The organism is Stenotrophomonas sp. FW305-3-2-15-E-LB1 (genome assembly GCF_058787375.1).
This window is the reverse complement of the sequence record NZ_JBYSZR010000018.1, coordinates 34,490-52,078: the sequence shown is the minus strand read 5'-3', so window position 1 is coordinate 52,078 and position 17,589 is coordinate 34,490. Positions and strand designations below refer to the sequence as shown.

The window sequence follows — 17,589 nt, the reverse complement described above, 5'->3', positions numbered from 1 at the left end:
GCGTCCACTGCCGTTCATGCAGACTCGGTCGGCTAATCCCTGATCGACCGGAGATGGCTGCCGATGGAAGCACTGGAGCCTCAACACACCCCGGTGCGCACTCTCCGGCCTGTCTTCGCCTTTGCGGCGATCGTTGTCGTTGCCTTCGCACTGTTCGTCAGCCTGTTCCCGCTGGGGGCCGGCCGCCTGCTGCTGAAGGCGCAGGACTGGGCCGCACTCAACGTCGGCTGGTACTACCTGCTGGCGATGACCCTGTACCTGGTGTTCGTGGTGGGCGTGGCGCTGTCCAAGTACGGCGGCATCAAGCTCGGTGCCGACCACGACGAGCCGGAATTCAGCTATCTCTCCTGGGCCGGCATGCTGTTCGCCGCCGGCATCAGCATCACCCTGTTCTTCTTCTGCGTTTCCGAGCCGCTCACCCATTACCTGCAGCCACCGCAGGGCGATGCCGCTGCTGGCGAGGCAGGCGCGCGGCAGGCCATGCAGCTGCTGTTCCTGCACTGGGGCCTGCATGGCTGGGGCGTGTTCGCGCTGGCGGCCATGGCGATGGCCTACTTCGCCTACCGCCACAACCTGCCGCTGGCGCTGCGCTCGGCGCTGTACCCGCTCATCGGCAAGCGCATCAACGGCCCCATCGGCTACACCGTGGATGCACTGGGCATCGTCGCCACCGTGTTCGGCATCGGTGCGGACATGGGTTTCGGCGTGCTGCACCTCAACGCCGGCCTGACCCACCTGTTCAACGTGCCGCACTCCAACCTGGTGCAGATCCTGCTGGTGGCCAGCATGATGGGCGCCGCCGTGGCGGTGGCCGTGTCCGGGGTGGAGAAGGGCGTGCGCTGGATGGCCAACATCAACATGCTGCTGGCCATCGCGCTGGTGCTGTTCATGCTGTGCGCCGGCCCCACCCAGTACCTGCTCAGCACGCTCATGCAGAACCTGGGCGATTACCTGGGCAGCGTGGTCGGCAAGAGCTTCGACGTGTATGCCTATGGCGGCCGCCCGCAGTGGCTGGGTGGCTGGACGGTGTTCTACTGGGCCTGGTGGATCGGCTGGGCGCCGTTCGTGGGGCTGTTCATCGCGCGCATCTCGCGTGGCCGCACCATCCGCGAATTCGTGTTCGGCGTGCTGCTGATACCGCTCGGTTTCACCCTGGCGTGGCTGTCGATCTTCGGCAACAGTGCGCTGGACCAGGTGCTGCACCATGGCCAGCAGCAGCTGGCACAGCTGGCGGTGGATGATCCGCCCACGGTGCTGTACGCGCTGCTGGATGGCTACCCATGGAGCCGGGTGGTGATCGCGGTGACCGTGCTGGTGAGTTTCATCTTCTTCGTGACCTCGGCCGATTCGGGCGCGGTGGTGCTGTCCACACTGTCCTCGCACGGCGGTGCGCCTGAGGACGACGGCCCGCGCTGGCTGCGCGTGTTCTGGGGCACGGTCATCGCGGTGCTCACCGCAGGCCTGCTGCTGGCCGGCAGCATCGATGCGCTGAAATCGGCGGTGGTGCTGGCATCGCTGCCGTTCTCGGCGGTGCTGCTGCTGATGATGTGGGGCCTGACCCGCGCCTTCAGTGACGAATCGCACCGCGAACGCGCGCAGCAGTTCCGGCCATCACCGCTGATCGGCGATGACCGCCACCACCAGGGCTGGCGCCAGCGCCTGAGCCAAGCCATGCACTTCCCGGTGCGCGACCAGGTCTACCGCTTCATGGACGATACGGTGAAGCCGGCGATGGAAGCGGTGGCCGAGCAGCTGCGCGGGCAGGGCTGGGATGTGGCCACGCGCTTCGAGGCGGGCGACATGGAACTGTCGGTCAACCACGGCGAGCAGCAGGATTTCCTGTACCGGGTGATCCTCAGCGGCTACCTGACCCCGTCCTTCGCCGCCCAGCAGCTGCGCAACCAGCGCTACTACCGCGCCGAAGTGCATCTGTTCGAAGGCAGCCAGGACTACGACCTGGTCGGCTACAGCCGCAAGCAGATCATCAACGACATCATCAGCCAGTACGAACGGCACCTGCAGTTCCTGCATCTGAGCCGTTGATGCGCGACCGCCGGGCATGGCCCGGCGGTCGGTGGTAGTGCCGGCCGCTGGCCGGCTGCGCGAACGGGGCGGCGTATCACCGCCCCTCCGATATCCATCAGAACCGGTAACGCGCGCCCAGCGATACGAACTGCCCGCGCAGGTTGTACTGGGTGATGTCGAAGCCATTGGCGCCGCCGGCCGGATCGAACGGCGGATCCTTGTCGGCCAGGTTCAACACCGACAGCGACAGCGTGGTGTTGGCGATGCCTTCATAGGCCACGTACAGATCCAGCTGCTGGTACGACTTCACCCGTGAATCCAGCCCTGGGTTGCTGGTGGTCGTGGCCACGCGCTGGTCATAACCGCTGATGTACTGCAGGCTCAGCGAACTGGTCCAGTGGCCCGCGTTCCAGGTGAGCGAGGTCGTGCCACGGCTGCTCGGCAGGGCGCCCAGGCGGTTGTTGCCCGCGCCGTCATAGGCGGCCTGGCCGGCCACCAGCGGCTGCTTGTAGTCCAGCAGGTGCGTCCAGCTGCCGGCCACGGTGAAGCTGCCCCAGCGGTCGGTGCGGAAGCGGCGGCTGGCTTCCAGATCCAGCCCGGAGGTCTTCAGCTCGCCCTGGTTGGCGTACTGGTTGGTGATGAACTGGATGCGCCCCTGCGCATCGCGCTGCACGCGACCCGGGAACAGCTCCGGATTGTTGACGATGAACTGTGCGTTGTCCGGCTGCACCAGGTTGTCCTGCTCGATGCGGTACCAGTCCAGGCCGATGCTGGTGTCAGCGTCGGGCGACCAGACCGCGCCCAGGTTGTAGTTGCGCGAGCGCTCGGCCTTCAGGTCCGGGTTGCCGGTACGCACGTTGGTCACGCCACGGCTGCCGCCGGGCTGCAGCGGATCGTAGGGATCGACCACCGAGCCGTAGCTGATGGTCTGGCCCGGCGCGATCTCCGGCAACGACGGCGCGCGGAAGCCGCGCGAGAACGAGCCGCGCAGCAGCAGGCTGTCCAAGGGCTGCCAGCGCAGCGCCACCTTCGGCGAGAACGCATTGCCAAAATCGTCGTAATGGTCGCCGCGCCCGGCCAGCTGCAGTTCCAGCGTGCGGTGCAGCGGAATGCTGAACTCGGCGTAGGCTGCGCTGACCTCGCGTTCGCCGTTGACCACGTTGATGGCCGGGCGCAATTCAGTGCCGGACAAGACCTGTTCGCTGGTGCGCGCGTCCAGTGACTCGCGGCGAACTTCGGCACCCCAGGCGAAGCCGATGGAACCGGCCGGCAGGTTCCACAGCTGGGTGGAGGCCTTGAACGAGGCCTGGCTCAACCGGTACCAGCCCGGTCGCTTGGTCTGCAGTCGCAGCGCCTCCAGTGCCTGCGGGGTCTGCGAGGGATCAACGATGTTCAGGCTGCCATCGGCCAGCGCCTGCTGGAACGCATAGCGGTTGACGAAGTTGTCGACGTATTCGCGCTGCGCGCTCTCCGAGCTGAGTGCGGCAAGCTCCCAGTCCCAGCGCTCGGTCGTGCCGCGCACGCCGGCCAGCGCGCGGTAGAACACCTGGGTGTTGTCCTTCAGTCGCGGGCCGAGCGCGAACAGCGATGTCTCGAACGGCAGTGGCGTGGTGCCGGGGTTGTACGGGTTGCCCACCGGCAGCACGGCAGGAATGTCGACCAGGGTGCCGCTGGTGGCGTCATAGGCGCGCAGGCCAGGGCCGACCGTCAGCGGTGCGCTGAAGATCTGGTCGGCCTTGTTGTGCGCATACAGGATGTCGGCGAAGGCTTCGACGCTGTCATTGAAGCGGTAGGTCGCGCTCAGTGACGCCTGCAGGCGCTCGGCACCGGGCTGCAGGGTTTTGTACGGCTGCGCGTTGAATGCGCAGGCCTGGCCGGGCAGGGTGCTGCCGAAATCGCTGTAGGGACGCAGCTGGCTGCCGTCCGGGCAGCTGGAGAACGGTTGCGGTGCGCGTGGGTCGGACAGCCAGTTGCCACCTGCGGTATTCCAGCCAGCCAGGCGGCCGCCGGGCTTGTCGCGGAAGTCGCCGCTGCGGGTGAAGGCGCGTTCGTCGGCATCCAGGCGGTCACGCTTGAGCACGTCCAGCCCGAACAGCACGTTCCAGCCATCGCGGTCGACGTCTCCGAATCCTGCCAGCAGGTTGGCCTTCCGCTCGTTCAGGCCACCCTGGGTTGCCGTGCCGAGGCCGCCGCCTACTTCCACGCCCTGGAAATTGCGGCGCAGGATGATGTTGACCACGCCAGCGATGGCATCGGATCCGTACACGGCCGAGGCACCGTCCTTCAGGACTTCGATGCGGTCCACGGCGCTGATCGGCAGCGCGTTCAGGTCGACGAAGGTGTCCTGGGTGTTCAGGGCGAAGCCAAAGTTGGACACGCGGTAGCCATTGACCAGCACCAGGGTGTTCTTCGGCGACAGGCCGCGCAGGCCGATGGAGGCCGAGCCGGCGGCAAAGCTGCCGGTGTACTGCTCGTCGTAACTGTTGCCGGCGTTGGCCGACAGGCTGCGCAGCACATCGGTGAGGGTGGATTTGCCACTCAGCTCGATCTGCTCGCGCGACAGCACCTGCACGGGATTGGGGCCAGCGGTATCGCTGCGCTTGATGTTGGAGCCGGTGACCAGCACGGCGCCGAGGGTCGTGCTGTCCTTGCCGGTTTCGGCGGGAGAGGTTTCAGCGGCGGCAGTGCCGGCCGCCAGGCCCAGCGCGACGGCGCTGGCCAGCAGGGTGGTGCGGAACATGGAAACGCCAGTGGCTGGAGGAGTTCCCAGTACCGCATGGCGGTTGCAGGGACGACCAATGACGAATACGCATTCAGTTATGTATCACAGGTTCTTAACGAACCCGCGCGGTGTCCACACCGCCGGGCATGGCCCGGCGCTACCGTTTCTCTGGCGATGTTGTGGAGCCGGGCCCCGTGCCAGGCTCCACCATGCGGCGATCAGACCCGCAGCAGCACCTTGCCGCCGCGCCCCGGCTGCGCGCTTGCAGTGGCCGCGGCCTGGATGTCGTCCAGCGCGAAGATGCCGTCCACCGGCAGGGTCAGCTCGCCGCTGGCCGCGCGCTGCAGCAGTTCGCCCACCAGCCGGCGCTTGTCTTCCACCGGCATCGCCTGGCTGACCTTGCTGCCCCAGAAGCCCTTCACCGTGGCTTCCTTGTAGATCAGGCCGCTGGCGGGGATGCGCATCGCCTCGCCACTCATCACCCCGAACGAGACCAGGGTGCCGTGCAGGCCAAGCAGCTCGACCAGATCGGCGCTGGCATCGCCACCGATGGAATCGACCGCAGCGGCTGCCTGTGCTTCGCCCGTGGCCTCGCGCACGCGGTCCTTCCAGCCGTCCTGCGACGTATCGAACACATGGTCGATGCCGAGGGCCTGCAGCTGCGCGACCGCCTTGGCATTGCGCACCAGGTTGGCCACGTTGACCCCGCGTGCGCGCGCCAGCATCGCCAGCGACTTGCCGACGGCGCCGTTGGCGGTGTTCTGCACGATCCACTGGCCGGCCTCGACGTGCAGGAATTCCAGCAGCATCAGGGCGCTCAGCGGCATCGCGATCAACTGTGCCGCGGTTTCATCGGCGATGGCGTCCGGCATCGGGATGACCATGCGCGCCGGCGCGATGAACGCTTCGGCCCAGGTGGCATGCACCGACGCAGCGGCGACGCGCTGGCCGACCTGCAGGCCCTGCACGCCTTCGCCGAGAGCATCGACCACGCCCAGCGCTTCGCTGCCGCCGACTGCCGGCAAGGTCGGCTTGTAGCCATACAGGCCGCGCACGGTCAGCAGGTCGTGGTTGTGGATGGAGGCAAGCGTGGTGCGGATGCGTACCTCGCCGGGGCCGGGCTCGGGCAGGGCGACATCGGCGATGGCAAGGACAGTGGCGGGATCGCCGAAGGCGGTGTACTGGGCAGCACGCATGGGGGACTTCCGGTTGAAAAGGAGGTTGTAACCAACTGGGGATGGCGGCGCCGTGGACAAGGCGCCGGTGGTGCAACACGGCATCCTGCGACGGATCGTCGCGGCATGTCGTGATTACCGCATCTTGTGTTGACGGTTCGATCCATCCCCACTATGTTGTGGCCGTCACCCCCGGTCAGCCGCCGCCGCCGGACACGCAGCAAACGTCCCGCGGCCCGCCCCTGAAGGCTTGCCGTGTCGACGCGGCCGCCATCGTGCGGACACAGGTCGCCCCCACGGCCCGGATACCGGCCGCAGGCGCAGGCTATCGCCGACGACCTCGTGTTCCCGCGCTTTGGCATACATCCCCGATCGCCCCGTGCGCCGGTATCGCGTGCAGGGCCGCCATGGCATCGAACGCCACCGCGCGTGCGAGCCTGGAGTTCCACCACCATGACCGACAACACCCACCGCACGGCCGATCTGGCCGGCGCCGGCGACGCTTTGCGCGCTGCGGGCGAGCACGTGCCGACTTGGATCACCAAGGAAGCGGGCAACCGCCGGCTGCCGTTCGACGCCGGACGCCTGCAGCGCAGCATCGACAGCGTGCATGCCGAGTTCCCGCAGCTGGACGTGGGCGACTACCGCCGCGTGGTGCAGGCGATGGTCGAGCGCAAGCCGAGCATCAGCGCCGATGACCTGGTGGACCTGCTGATCCGCGAGGCCGAATCGCGCGTGGACTTGGTGGCGCCGGAGTGGGAGCAGTTTGCCGCGCGGCTGTACCTGCGCCGGCTGTACAAGCGTGCCAGCCGCAACCGCTTCTACGATGTCAGCCTGAAATACGGTTCCTACGTGGGCCTGCAGGAAAGCCTGGCCGACCGCGGCGTGTACAGCAACGACATCCTGCGCTGCTATTCGAAGGACGAACTGCAGCAGGCCGGCCAGATGATCGAGCCCGAGCGCGACCGCCTGTTCGCCTACAACGGCCTGTACCTGCTGGCCACGCGCTACCTGGCCAGCGACCGCAGCCGCGAGGTGTACGAACTGCCGCAGGAGCGCTGGCTGACCATCGCGCTGTACCTGATGCAGGACGAGAAGCCCAGGGAACGCCGCATGCAGCTGGTGGGCGAGGCCTACTGGGCGCTGTCCAACCTGTACATGACGGTGGCCACGCCGACCCTGGCCAACGCCGGCAAGGTCGGCGGGCAGCTGTCCAGCTGCTTCATCGATACGGTGGATGACAGCCTGCAGGGCATCTATGACTCCAACACCGATATCGCCCGGGTGTCCAAGCACGGTGGCGGCGTGGGTGCCTACCTCGGCTATGTGCGCAGCAGCGGCGCGCCGATCCGCGGCGTGCCCAACTCCTCCGGCGGCGTGGTGCCGTGGATCAAGCAGCTCAACAACACCGCCGTGTCGGTCGATCAGCTCGGCCAGCGCAAGGGCGCGGTGGCGGTGTATCTGGACATCTGGCATCGCGACATCGAGGCCTTCCTCGATCTGCGCCTGAACAATGGCGACCAGCGGCTGCGCGCGCATGATGTGTTCACTGCGGTCTGCGTGCCTGATCTGTTCATGGAGGCGGTGGAGCGTCGGGCCGATTGGTACCTGTTCGACCCGCACGAGGTGAAGCAGGCCAAGGGTTGGTACCTGCAGGACTTCTACGATGAGACGCGGGGTGCGGGCAGCTTCCGCGACCGCTACGCCGAACTGGTGAGCGACGAACGCATCAGCCGCCGCACGGTGCGTGCCATCGATCTGTTCAAGCGGATCATGGTCAGCCAGCTGGAGACCGGCAACCCGTTCCTGTTCTACCGCGATGAAGTGAACCGCAAGAACCCGAACAAGCACGCGGGCATGGTCTATTCCAGCAACCTGTGCACCGAGATCCTGCAGAACATGAGCCCGACGCGGATGATCCAGGAGATCGTCAGCGGCGACCAGATCGTCACCACCCGGCGTGCCGGCGATTTCGTGGTCTGCAACCTGTCCTCGATCAACCTCGGGCGGGCCATCACCGCGCCGGATGATCTGCTGGCCAAGGATGTGCTGGAGCGCCTGATTCCCATCCAAGTGCGCATGCTCGACAACGTCATCGACCTCAATGCACTGCCGGTGCCGCAGGCCACCATCACCAACCGCAAGTACCGCGCCATCGGGCTGGGCACCTTCGGCTGGCATCACCTGCTCGCGCAGCAGGGCATCCAGTGGGAGACGGCAGAGGCCGAGACGCTGTCGGACACGCTGTTCGAGCGCATCAACTTCCTGACCATCCAGGCCAGCCTGCAGCTGGCGCGCGAAAAGGGCAGCTACCCGATGTTCGCTGGCAGCGACTGGCAGACCGGTGCCTATTTCCGTGACCGCCGCTACGAAGGCGCCGCCTGGGACAGCCTGGCCCGCGACGTGGCCACGCATGGCCTGCGCAACGGCTGGCTGCTGGCGGTGGCACCGAACATGAGTACCGCTCAGATCGCCGGATCCACCGCGTCGATCGACCCGATCTACAGCGCGTTCTACTACGAGGAAAAGAAGGACTTCCGCCGGCCCGTGGCCGCACCGGGGTTGTCGCTGGAAACGTGGCCCTACTACGAGAAGGGCGCCTACAAGGTCGACCAGTTCGCCAGCGTGCGGCAGAACGCCCGCCGCCAGCGCCATGTCGACCAGGCCATCAGCTTCAACCTGTACGTGCCCAGCACCATCCGCGCCAGCACCCTGCTGGAGCTGCACCTGAGCGCGTGGCGCGAGGGCCTGAAGACCACCTACTACGTGCGCTCCAACGACATCGACATCAGCGAATGCGAGTGGTGCTCCAGCTGATCAACGGTAGTGCCGGCCGCTGGCCGGCAACACGTCAGAAACAGAACGAAGGCAGACGACCATGGCAACCCCCCTCGACCGCATCAAGATCCTCGAACCGCGCCATCCCAACCGCAGCACCGGCATCATCAACGGCCGCACCAGTGGCATCCTCAACTGGAACGACATTCCGTACCCGTCGTTCTACCGGGCCTACAAGGAGCTGTCGACCAACTTCTGGATCCCCGACGAGGTCGACATGAAGCTGGACGCGCGCCAGTACGGCGAGCTGTCCGGGCGCGAGAAGAATGCCTATGACTCGATCATCGGCCTGCTGGCCACGCTCGATTCGCCGCAGACCCGCTTCATCTACAACGTGGCCGAGTACATCACCGACCCGGCGGCACATGCCAACGCGGCGATCATCGGCCAGCAGGAAGTGATCCACAACGAGAGCTACAGCTACGTGCTGGCCTCGATCACCGACCTGCCCAACCAGAACCGCGTGTTCGAACTGGCGCGCACCCATCCGACCATCATCAAGCGCAATGCGCCGATCATGGGGGCGTATGACGATTTCATGCGCGAGAAGACCGCCGAGACCCTGCTGAAGTCGCTGATCCAGTCGTCCATCCTGGAGGGCATCAACTTCTATTCCGGCTTTGCGTATTTCTACAACATGGTCCGGCAGAACCGCATGACCGGCACCGGCAAGATCATCAGCTTCATCAACCGCGACGAGCTGGCCCACACCAAGTTCATCAGCGAGCTGATCCGCGCCATCATCGGCGAGAACCCGGAGCTGCAGACCAACGAACTGACGGCCTATGTGCACCAGGCCTTCGAGCACGCCATCGAGCTGGAAACCCAGTGGTCGTCGGAAGTGCTGGACGGCATCGACGGCATCGACGTCGAAGAGATGACCCGCTACGTGAAGTACCGCGCCAACAAGATGGCCGGCATGCTGGGCATCGAGCGCCTGTACAGCGACACCACCGACAACGTGATGCCGTGGATCAAGGCCTACGCCGACAACTTCACCGAAACCAAGACCGACTTCTTCGAGATGCGCAATGCAAGTTACAAGAAGACCAACGTCGACAACGGCTTCGACGACCTCTGAGCCGGGTGCAGCGCTGCGCATCCTGCTGGTGGTGGCCTCGCTGAGCGGCAACACCCGCGAGCTGGGCCGGCACATCCAGGCGCGCTGCCAGGCGGCCGGGCATGTGGTGCACTGGCAGGAGGTCGATGACCTGCGCGCGGCCGCGCCGCTGGCTGCCGATGAAGCCGACCTGGTGCTGCTGGGCTGCTGGACCGACAACGCCGGGCGGACGCCCTCGGAGATGAAGGCCTGGGTGGCCGGCATCGCCGAGCGCGGCCAGCGCCCACGCCAGCTGGCGGTGTTCGGGACCGGCGAAACGCAGTGGGGGCAGGAGTACTACTGCGGCGCCGTGCACCGGTTGATCCGTTACTTCAACAGCAGCTACCCGCCGCTGGAAATCGAACAGATGCCGCATGGCGAACGCCACGCCGCGGCCATCGACGCCTGGACCGATACGGTCCTGGCCCACTACAGGAGCACCTGCGATGCAGATCATCGACGCCACCACGCCTGAGCAGTTCCATCAGCTGCTGGCCGAGCACCCGCGGGTGCTGGTGGATTTCCACAAGGACCAGTGCCCGGGGTGCCGGATGCTGGAGATGTCGCTGCACCGCGTGGCCAACAGCGTGGCAGGGCAGGGCACGACGTTGCTGCGCGTGCAGCTGGAGGTGCTGGGCGAAGCGTTTTTCCGCGAACTGGGGCTGCGGCAGACGCCGACGCTGTCCTTGTTCCGCGATGGTGACGAGCGCCAGCGCCTGCCAGGCTTCCAGTCGCCGCAGCAGATAGAAGCCGCGATCGCGATGCACCTGTAGAGCCGAGCCATGCTCGGCTGCCGTTCGCGCGGTGCGTGATGAGGCGCCATCCACGCATGGCGTGGATCTACTGGAGCCACGCTCCTTTTCGTTACGTGCCGGCGAAGGTATCCACCAGCAGCTTCACGTTCAACGTGACGATCACCACGGCGATCACCCAGGCGATGCTGCCCAGCCAGCGCGGGGCCACCAGCGCGCCCATCGTGGCCTTGTCGGTCACGAGCCGTACCAGCGGAATGATTGCAAACGGCAACTGCATCGACAGCACCACCTGGCTCAGCACCAGCAGCTTCACCGCGCCCTGGTCGCCGAACAGCAGGATCACCACCACCACCGGGATGATCGCCAGCGCCCGGGTGATCAACCGGCGCAGCCACGGGGGCAGGCGCAGGTGCAGGAATCCCTCCATCACGATCTGTCCGGCCAGGGTGGCGGTCACCGTGGAATTCAGGCCCGAAGCGAGCAGGGCCACCGCGAACAGGGTCGAGGCCAGGCCTACGCCCAGCATCGGTGCCAGCAGTTGATGCGCCTGCTCGATGTCCTCCACGTCGAACCGGCCATTGGCATGGAAGACGGCAGCGGCCAGGATCAGGATGCTGGCATTGATGAACAGGGCCAGGGTCAGGGCGATGGTGCTGTCGGTCACCGCCCAGCGCAGCGCGCTGCGACGCCCTTCATCGGTGCGTGGATACGCGCGCGTCTGCACGATGGACGAGTGCAGATAGAGGTTGTGCGGCATCACCGTGGCACCAATGATGCCGATGGCGATGTACAGCGCATGCGGATCGGTGACCACCTGCGTGCGCGGGATGAAGCCGCCCAGCACCTCCATCACCGGCGGCGCGGCCAGTGCGATCTGCACCAGGAAGCAGCCGAAGATGATCATCAGCAGGGCGATGACGAAGGCTTCCAGCGCGCGGAAGCCGCGGTTCATCAGCAGCAGCACCAGCAGCGTGTCCAGTGCGGTGATCACCGCGCCCCACAGCAGTGGCAGGTCGAACAGCAGCTTCAGTGCGATGGCGGTGCCGATCACCTCGGCCAGGTCGCAGGCGATGATCGCCGCTTCGCACAGGCCCCACAGCGCGAGGTTTACCGGTTTGGGGTAGCGCGCGCGGCAGGCCTGGGCCAGGTCCATGCCGGTGGCGATGCCCAGCCGCGCCGACAAGGCCTGCAGGATCACTGCCATCAGGTTGGAGATGAGGATGACCGACAGCAGCAGGTAGCCGAAGCGCGAGCCGCCGGCCAGGTCGGTGGCCCAGTTGCCCGGGTCCATGTAGCCGACCGAGACCATGTAGCCGGGGCCGATGAAGGCCAGCAGGCGGAACCACCAGTGGCCTTTTTCGGGTACGGCCACCGAGGCGTTGAGCGCGCCGAGACTGGCTGCAGGGGCGGCCGGGGAGTCGGTGGGCGCGACGGTATTCATGGCTGCAATATAGCCACTGCTATATCCATTAGCAATGTGAAACAATCGTCTTTGCTGCGTCACTGGTCCAGAATTCAGGTTCAGATCCGGAATACCTCGGCAGGACAGGCACACGCGTGGGCAAGACAGGCGCTTCGACATCGGCAAAGAACCCACCCTTGATCGAGGCCGAGCGCCAGGTCGAGAGCTTCCGGCAGGTGCGCGAGGCACACCGGATGGAGCTGGTCGAGGACTACGTGGAGCTGATCTCCGACCTGCTGGCCGATGGCGGCGAGGCGCGCCAGGTCGACATCGCCACCCGCCTGGGCGTGGCGCAGCCGACGGTGGCGAAGATGCTGCGGCGCCTGGCCCGTGATGGCTGGGTGGTACAGCGGCCATACCGGGGCGTGTTCCTGACCCCGGAAGGCGAGGCGCTGGCCCATGCCAGCCGCGAGCGGCACCAGACCGTGGAGCGCTTCCTGCTGGCGCTGGGCGTCGACCCGGACACGGCGCGACGCGATGCCGAGGGCATCGAACACCATGTGAGCGAGCAGACGCTGGCGCTGTTTGAAGCGTTCGTGCGCAAGGCCGAGGGCGGGGCGGGCTGAGGTTTGGGGCAGGGCTTGCAGCCCTGCACCTGCAGAATCAACGTCAACGGCAAAAGCCGGTTTGCTGAGGGTTGGCGGGGTGGGTCCGGTTGAGGGGGACGCCGTAAACCCATCCATGGGGGCTTGGTCGCGCCATCCATGGCGCTCACACCCCCTCAACCGGACCCACCCCGCCTTCGACAGTTTCCCGCGATGTGTCAGAACAGCTTTCTGCTCTGGTGGGTGCCGACCGTTGGTCGGCACGGGGTAGGATCTGGTGGATGTCGACCTTGGCCGACACAGTAGATCCACGCATGGCGTGGATCTACCTGCCGCGGCGGAACGCGGCCGGGCTGCGGGCGCCGACGATGATCATGCGGATCATCGTGGAAATCTGTTCGACCAGCTCCGGGTCTTTCTCCGGTGGCTGGTCCATCGCGGTGGCGCCCATGGCAAACACCAGGCGGGTGATGGCGGTGGCCACCAGTTCCGGCTTGTAGAGCTTGGCGCCGTCCAGCGCGGCCAGGCGCACCAGGTCGTGCTGCAGCTCTTCTTCGAAATAGTGCAGTTCGCGTTCAACCGCGTGCTTGAAATCATCCGAGCCCACCGCGCCTTCGCGCAGCAGCACGTGCAGCAGCTTGTCGTCTGCGCGCAGCTGCTCCATGAAGGTTTCCACCGATACGCGCACGACGCTGGTCGCACTGGACGTGGCGCGCTGGCGCGCTTCGCCGATGATCGTGCGCAGTGAGCGGCCGGCCACGTCGATGAGCGCCACGGCCAGTTCGTCCATGTCGCGGAACTGCCGGTAGAAGCTGTTCGGGGCAATGCCCGCTTCGCGTGCGACTTCGCGCAGGCTGAGCGTGGACAGGCTGCGGTGCGGGCCGATCAGTTTCAGCGCGGCGGCCAACAGATCCTCGCGGCTCACCGTACGGCGGGCCGGGCTGTTGGCATCTTCGGGCGGCGACAGAACTGTGGCGGCGGCCATGGCACTTCCGGAGGGGCAAGGCTGAATCATACCCAATCCGGAGCAATATACACATGTATACACAGGTGTATGTGCGGCCGTATAGTGCGCCCATGAGCGCTGTGATCCGTCCCTCCCTGTTTTCCCCGTACCGCTGGCTGTCGCCGTCGCTGTTCGATTTCTGGGCGGGCCAGCTGAATCCGTTGTGGACCCTGCGCGAGCCCCTGGCCCGCCTGGTCCGGCGCGAGCCGGCCGGCGAGGGCGCCGCCACCCTGGTTCTGCGCTGCAACCGGCACTGGGCCGGCATGCGCGCCGGCCAGCACATCACCCTGGGCGTGGAGCTTGAAGGGCGCGTGTTGCGCCGCAGCTACAGCCCGACCGCGCTGGGGCGCCGCGAGCTGGCCATCACCGTCAAGGCGGTCGAGGGCGGCGCCATCAGCCAGCACCTGGTCCACCACGCCAAGCCGGGCGATCTGTTCCGCCTGGACGCGGCCTTTGGTGACTTCCACATGCCCGCCGCCGCCCCGGTGCTGCTGCTGGCCGCCGGCAGCGGCATCACGCCCATGCGCAGCCTGCTGCGCGAGGCCTGCCGCCGCCCGCTGGCCGCGCCAGTGGACCTGTTCTACTGGGAACGCAACGCCGCCGCGTTCCAGTTCCGTGAGGAACTGCAGGCGCTGGCCGCGGCCACCCCGAACCTGCGCGTGCACCTGCTGACCACCCGCGAAGGCGAGGTCCCGGCTGCGCGCGTCACCACCCATTCGCTGGCCGTGCCCGGCGACGACACCCCGCTGGCCCAGCGCCACGTGCTGGCGTGTGGCCCGGATGGTTTCGTGGCGGCTGCACGGCAACGCCTGGTGCACCAGGTGGCCGGTTTCCAGGCCGAGGCCTTCACCCCGCCGGCACCGCTCGGCGATGCCGACAGTGCCGGCGAGATCGCCCTGACCCTGGCCCGCAGTGGCCGCCAGCTGAAGGTCGCGCGCGGCCGTTCGCTGCTGGAAAGCCTGGAAGCGCAGGGCATCAAGCCCAAGCACGGCTGCCGCATGGGTATCTGCAACAGCTGCACCTGCGACCGCGTCAGTGGCACCACCCGCCACCTGCGCACCGGTGAAATGCAGTCCGAAGCGGCGCAGCCGGTGCGGATCTGCGTGAGCGCACCGACTACCGACCTGACTTTGGATCTCTGAGGACCTGCTGCCATGACCCGCGCTTCCGACCGTGCCCTGAGCCCCGCCGAGATGAACGCCTTCGGTGCCGAGCTCGACGCGATCCGTGACCGTATCCTGGGCAGCCTCGGCGCCTCCGACACCCGCTACATCCGCCGCGTGGCCGCCGCCGTGCGCTGGTCGGGCGTGCTGGGCCGTGGCCTGCTGTTCCTGGGCGCGTTCTCGCCGCTGTTCTGGGCGCCGCTGCTGTGGCCGGCCTGCATCGCCGGCACCCTGCTGCTGGCGCTGGCCAAGATCCTGGAGAACATGGAGCTGGGCCATAACGTGATGCACGGCCAGTACGACTGGACCGGCGACCCCAAGCTCAACGGCAACACCTATGAGTGGGACATCGTTGCCACCGGCGACAACTGGCGCAAGACCCACAATTTCCGCCACCACACCTACACCAACGTGCGTGGCATGGACGATGACATCGGCTACGGCCTGCTGCGCATCTTCCCGGAACAGCGCTGGTCGCCGTTCTACCTGCTGCAGCCGATCATCGCGCCGATCTTCGCGCTGCTGTTCCAGTGGGGCGTGGCTGCACAGGACCTGCGCCTGGGCCGCTGGTTCAAGGGCCGCATCAGCAGCCGTGCGATGTGGCTGCAGACCCGCCCGGTGGCACGCAAGATGCTGCGCCAGGTGCTGAAGGACTACGTGTTCTTCCCGCTGCTGGCCGGCCCGTTCTTCCTGCCGGTGATGCTGGGCAACCTGGTCGCCAACGGCATGCGCAACGTCTGGACCTACGTGATCATCTTCTGCGGCCACTTCACCGCCGAATCGGAAACCTTCCCGAAGGAATGCCTGCGCAATGAATCGCGCGGCCACTGGTACCTGCGCCAGCTGCGTGGTTCGTCCAACATCAGCGGTGGCTTCATCATCAACGTGCTGTCGGGCAACCTCAGCCACCAGATCGAACACCACTTCTACCCGGACCTGCCGGCCAACCGCTATGCGGCCATCGCCAGGGAAGTGAAGGACATCTGCCGCCGCTACGGCCAGCACTACAACAACGGCTCGCTGCCGCGCCAGTTCGCCCAGGTGGTCTGGCGCATCCTGCGCCACGCCTTCCCGAGCAAGCCGCGCCGCCTGCCGATGCCGGACATCATGCCGGCACCGGCGCCCGCCAACGCGGGCTGAGACCTTCAGCTGGCCTTGGCCAGCGCTGCCGGTGGGCCGCCGTCCTTCGGGGCGCGGTCCAGCCGGCGCAGGAACACCTGCATTTCCTTGCGCGCCTGCTGGTCGCCCTTGCTGCCGGCCACGCTGAGCCCGCGCTGCCACGCTTCGCGCGCCGCCTGTGGCTGGCCACTGGCCAGCCAGGCCTTGCCGAGCAGCTTCCACGCCGCCGAATAGTGCGGATCCAGCGCCACGCACCGGGCCAGGTGGGTGGCCGCATGCACCGGCTGTCCGGCATCCAGCCAGCTCTTGCCCAGGCCGAAACGCAGCAGCGCGCTGTCCTTGCCGCTGGCCAGCAGGCTCTCCAGTGCTCCGATGTTCATGGTTTTACCTCGTGCAGGTGCTCAAGCGGCCCGGGGAGGAAGCGGCCGCGGTGGAACAGCAGGGGGGCGCCGCCGGCGTCGTGTGCGCCGATGATGCGTCCGGCCAGCAGCAGGTGGTCACCCACCGGCCACTGCGCATGGCGGCTGCAGTGCAGGTGGGCGACGGCACCGGCGATGCGCGGGGGTTCATCGTGTTCGCCATCGAGCAGTGCCACATCCGTGAAGCGATCACGCACGGCCGGATCGGCGAAGCGCCGGGCCAGGGCTTCCTGGTGTGCACCGAGGATGCTGAGCGTGAAGCGCGTGGCACGCTGGAACACCCGCAGGCTCTGCGCGTGCAGGGCCAGGTTCCACAGCACCAGCGGTGGCTGAAGCGATACCGGCACGAACGAGTTGATGGTCAGTCCGTGCGGCGTGCCCCGTGCGTCGCGCGCGGTGACGATGGCCACGCCGGTCGGGTAGTGGCCCAGCAGTCGGCGCAGCGCGCGCGGCGGCAGGTCCACCGATGGGGCCGGCGCCGGGGCAGGGAAGACCCCTGCCCACGGCCCGGGGTAGGCAGGGCCGCCGGCGTCCATCAGCCGCGTGCCTGGCGGTAGCGACGGCCGACCTCTGCCCAGTCGATGATGTTGAAGAACGCGCCGATGTAGTCGGGACGGCGGTTCTGGTAGTGCAGGTAGTAGGCGTGTTCCCAGACGTCCAGGCCGAGGATGGGGGTGTTGCCGGACAGGCCCGCGGCGGCACCCATCAGCGGGCTGTCCTGGTTGGCGCTGCTCTCGACCTGCAGGTGACCTTCGCGATCGCTGGTCAGCCACGCCCAGCCGCTGCCGAAGCGGGTCTGTGCAGCTTTGCTGAAGGCGTCCTTGAAGGCGTCGAAACCACCGAGATCACGCTCGATGGCTGCCGCCAGCCCGGCGTCCGGCGTGCCGCCGCTGGGGCTGAGCACGGTCCAGAACAGGCTGTGGTTGGCATGGCCGCCGCCGTTGTTGCGCACCGCGCCGCGCACGGACTCGGGCAGCGCATCCAGGTCGGCAATCAGCGCTTCCACCGGCGTTTCGGCGATGCCGGCCTGTTCCAGTGCGGTGTTGAGGTTGTTGATGTAGGCCTGGTGATGCTTGCCGTGGTGGATCTCCATGGTGCGCGCATCGAAGTGCGGTTCCAGGGCGTCGTAGGCGTAGGGGAGGGCGGGAAGCGAGTACGGCATTGCAACAGTCTCCGTGGGGAAGGCCGGGGGCCTCGGGAGGACTGTTATCGCACCTCAACTTTGGTTGAGGTCAAGGGGTGGGGTAGTGGCGGGGGGCGG

The 17,589-nt window shown here is 67.0% G+C and carries 15 protein-coding genes; 8 read left to right on the top strand and 7 right to left on the bottom strand.

The window, feature by feature from the left end; translation table 11 throughout:
- Window positions 1-63: 63 nt before the first annotated feature.
- A complete protein-coding gene (betT, locus tag AC3WL7_RS13740) occupies window positions 64-2,043 on the top strand; it encodes a choline BCCT transporter BetT (RefSeq protein ID WP_079222144.1) in 1,980 nt (659 codons plus the stop codon).
- A 97-nt stretch (window positions 2,044-2,140) separates the two neighbouring features.
- On the opposite strand, the gene AC3WL7_RS13735 is transcribed toward betT, so the two are convergent.
- Complete coding sequence (locus tag AC3WL7_RS13735) at window positions 2,141-4,765, bottom strand: TonB-dependent receptor (protein ID WP_492750863.1); 2,625 nt, start codon at window positions 4,763-4,765, stop codon at window positions 2,141-2,143.
- A gap of 200 nt (window positions 4,766-4,965) precedes the next feature.
- Window positions 4,966-5,943 carry a zinc-binding dehydrogenase gene (locus tag AC3WL7_RS13730; protein ID WP_079222143.1) on the bottom strand — a complete coding sequence of 326 codons (978 nt, stop codon included), beginning with the start codon at window positions 5,941-5,943 and terminating at the stop codon, window positions 4,966-4,968.
- 432 nt (window positions 5,944-6,375) lie between these two features.
- On the opposite strand from AC3WL7_RS13730, the gene AC3WL7_RS13725 reads away from it, so the two are divergent.
- The 4 genes from AC3WL7_RS13725 to AC3WL7_RS13710 all read left to right on the top strand — a co-directional run bounded on the left by AC3WL7_RS13725 (window position 6,376) and on the right by AC3WL7_RS13710 (window position 10,632).
- On the top strand, window positions 6,376-8,739 hold the full coding sequence (locus AC3WL7_RS13725; protein WP_492750861.1) for a ribonucleoside-diphosphate reductase subunit alpha: 2,364 nt from the start codon (window positions 6,376-6,378) through the stop codon (window positions 8,737-8,739).
- A 61-nt stretch (window positions 8,740-8,800) separates the two neighbouring features.
- Window positions 8,801-9,841 (top strand): ribonucleotide-diphosphate reductase subunit beta, encoded by a 1,041-nt coding sequence (locus AC3WL7_RS13720; protein ID WP_079222141.1) that lies wholly within the window; start codon window positions 8,801-8,803, stop codon window positions 9,839-9,841.
- Window positions 9,842-9,854: 13 nt separating this feature from the next.
- Window positions 9,855-10,334, top strand: a complete 480-nt coding sequence (locus tag AC3WL7_RS13715; protein ID WP_492750922.1) for a flavodoxin — start codon at window positions 9,855-9,857, stop codon at window positions 10,332-10,334.
- A complete protein-coding gene (locus AC3WL7_RS13710) occupies window positions 10,306-10,632 on the top strand; it encodes a thioredoxin family protein (protein WP_492750858.1) in 327 nt (108 codons plus the stop codon). Before AC3WL7_RS13715 ends, AC3WL7_RS13710 begins: the two co-directional genes overlap by 29 nt.
- A gap of 91 nt (window positions 10,633-10,723) precedes the next feature.
- Here the strand turns inward: AC3WL7_RS13710 and AC3WL7_RS13705 are convergent, their stop codons facing one another.
- Complete coding sequence (locus AC3WL7_RS13705) at window positions 10,724-12,055, bottom strand: Nramp family divalent metal transporter (RefSeq protein ID WP_492750856.1); 1,332 nt, start codon at window positions 12,053-12,055, stop codon at window positions 10,724-10,726.
- A gap of 116 nt (window positions 12,056-12,171) precedes the next feature.
- Between AC3WL7_RS13705 and mntR the strand changes: the two genes are divergently transcribed.
- On the top strand, window positions 12,172-12,642 hold the full coding sequence (gene mntR, locus AC3WL7_RS13700; protein ID WP_108746847.1) for a manganese-binding transcriptional regulator MntR: 471 nt from the start codon (window positions 12,172-12,174) through the stop codon (window positions 12,640-12,642).
- A gap of 304 nt (window positions 12,643-12,946) precedes the next feature.
- On the opposite strand, the gene fabR is transcribed toward mntR, so the two are convergent.
- On the bottom strand, window positions 12,947-13,606 hold the full coding sequence (gene fabR / locus AC3WL7_RS13695) for an HTH-type transcriptional repressor FabR (protein WP_079222136.1): 660 nt from the start codon (window positions 13,604-13,606) through the stop codon (window positions 12,947-12,949).
- A 92-nt stretch (window positions 13,607-13,698) separates the two neighbouring features.
- Between fabR and AC3WL7_RS13690 the strand changes: the two genes are divergently transcribed.
- Entirely contained in the window at window positions 13,699-14,769 is a 1,071-nt protein-coding gene (locus AC3WL7_RS13690; protein WP_234458271.1) for a ferredoxin reductase, read from the top strand.
- Window positions 14,770-14,781: 12 nt separating this feature from the next.
- Window positions 14,782-15,930, top strand: coding sequence for a fatty acid desaturase family protein (locus AC3WL7_RS13685; protein WP_492750851.1), 1,149 nt, complete (start codon window positions 14,782-14,784; stop codon window positions 15,928-15,930).
- A 5-nt stretch (window positions 15,931-15,935) separates the two neighbouring features.
- Here AC3WL7_RS13685 and AC3WL7_RS13680 read toward each other — a convergent pair whose 3' ends face one another.
- The 3 genes from AC3WL7_RS13680 to AC3WL7_RS13670 are packed head-to-tail and all read right to left on the bottom strand — an operon-like array spanning window position 15,936 to window position 17,490.
- Complete coding sequence (locus AC3WL7_RS13680) at window positions 15,936-16,289, bottom strand: tetratricopeptide repeat protein (RefSeq protein WP_492750849.1); 354 nt, start codon at window positions 16,287-16,289, stop codon at window positions 15,936-15,938.
- Window positions 16,286-16,864, bottom strand: coding sequence for a flavin reductase family protein (locus AC3WL7_RS13675; protein WP_492750847.1), 579 nt, complete (start codon window positions 16,862-16,864; stop codon window positions 16,286-16,288). The genes AC3WL7_RS13680 and AC3WL7_RS13675 overlap by 4 nt, the downstream gene beginning before the upstream one ends.
- Window positions 16,864-17,490, bottom strand: a complete 627-nt coding sequence (locus AC3WL7_RS13670) for a superoxide dismutase (RefSeq protein ID WP_492750845.1) — start codon at window positions 17,488-17,490, stop codon at window positions 16,864-16,866. Before AC3WL7_RS13670 ends, AC3WL7_RS13675 begins: the two co-directional genes overlap by 1 nt.
- Window positions 17,491-17,589 lie beyond the last annotated feature (99 nt).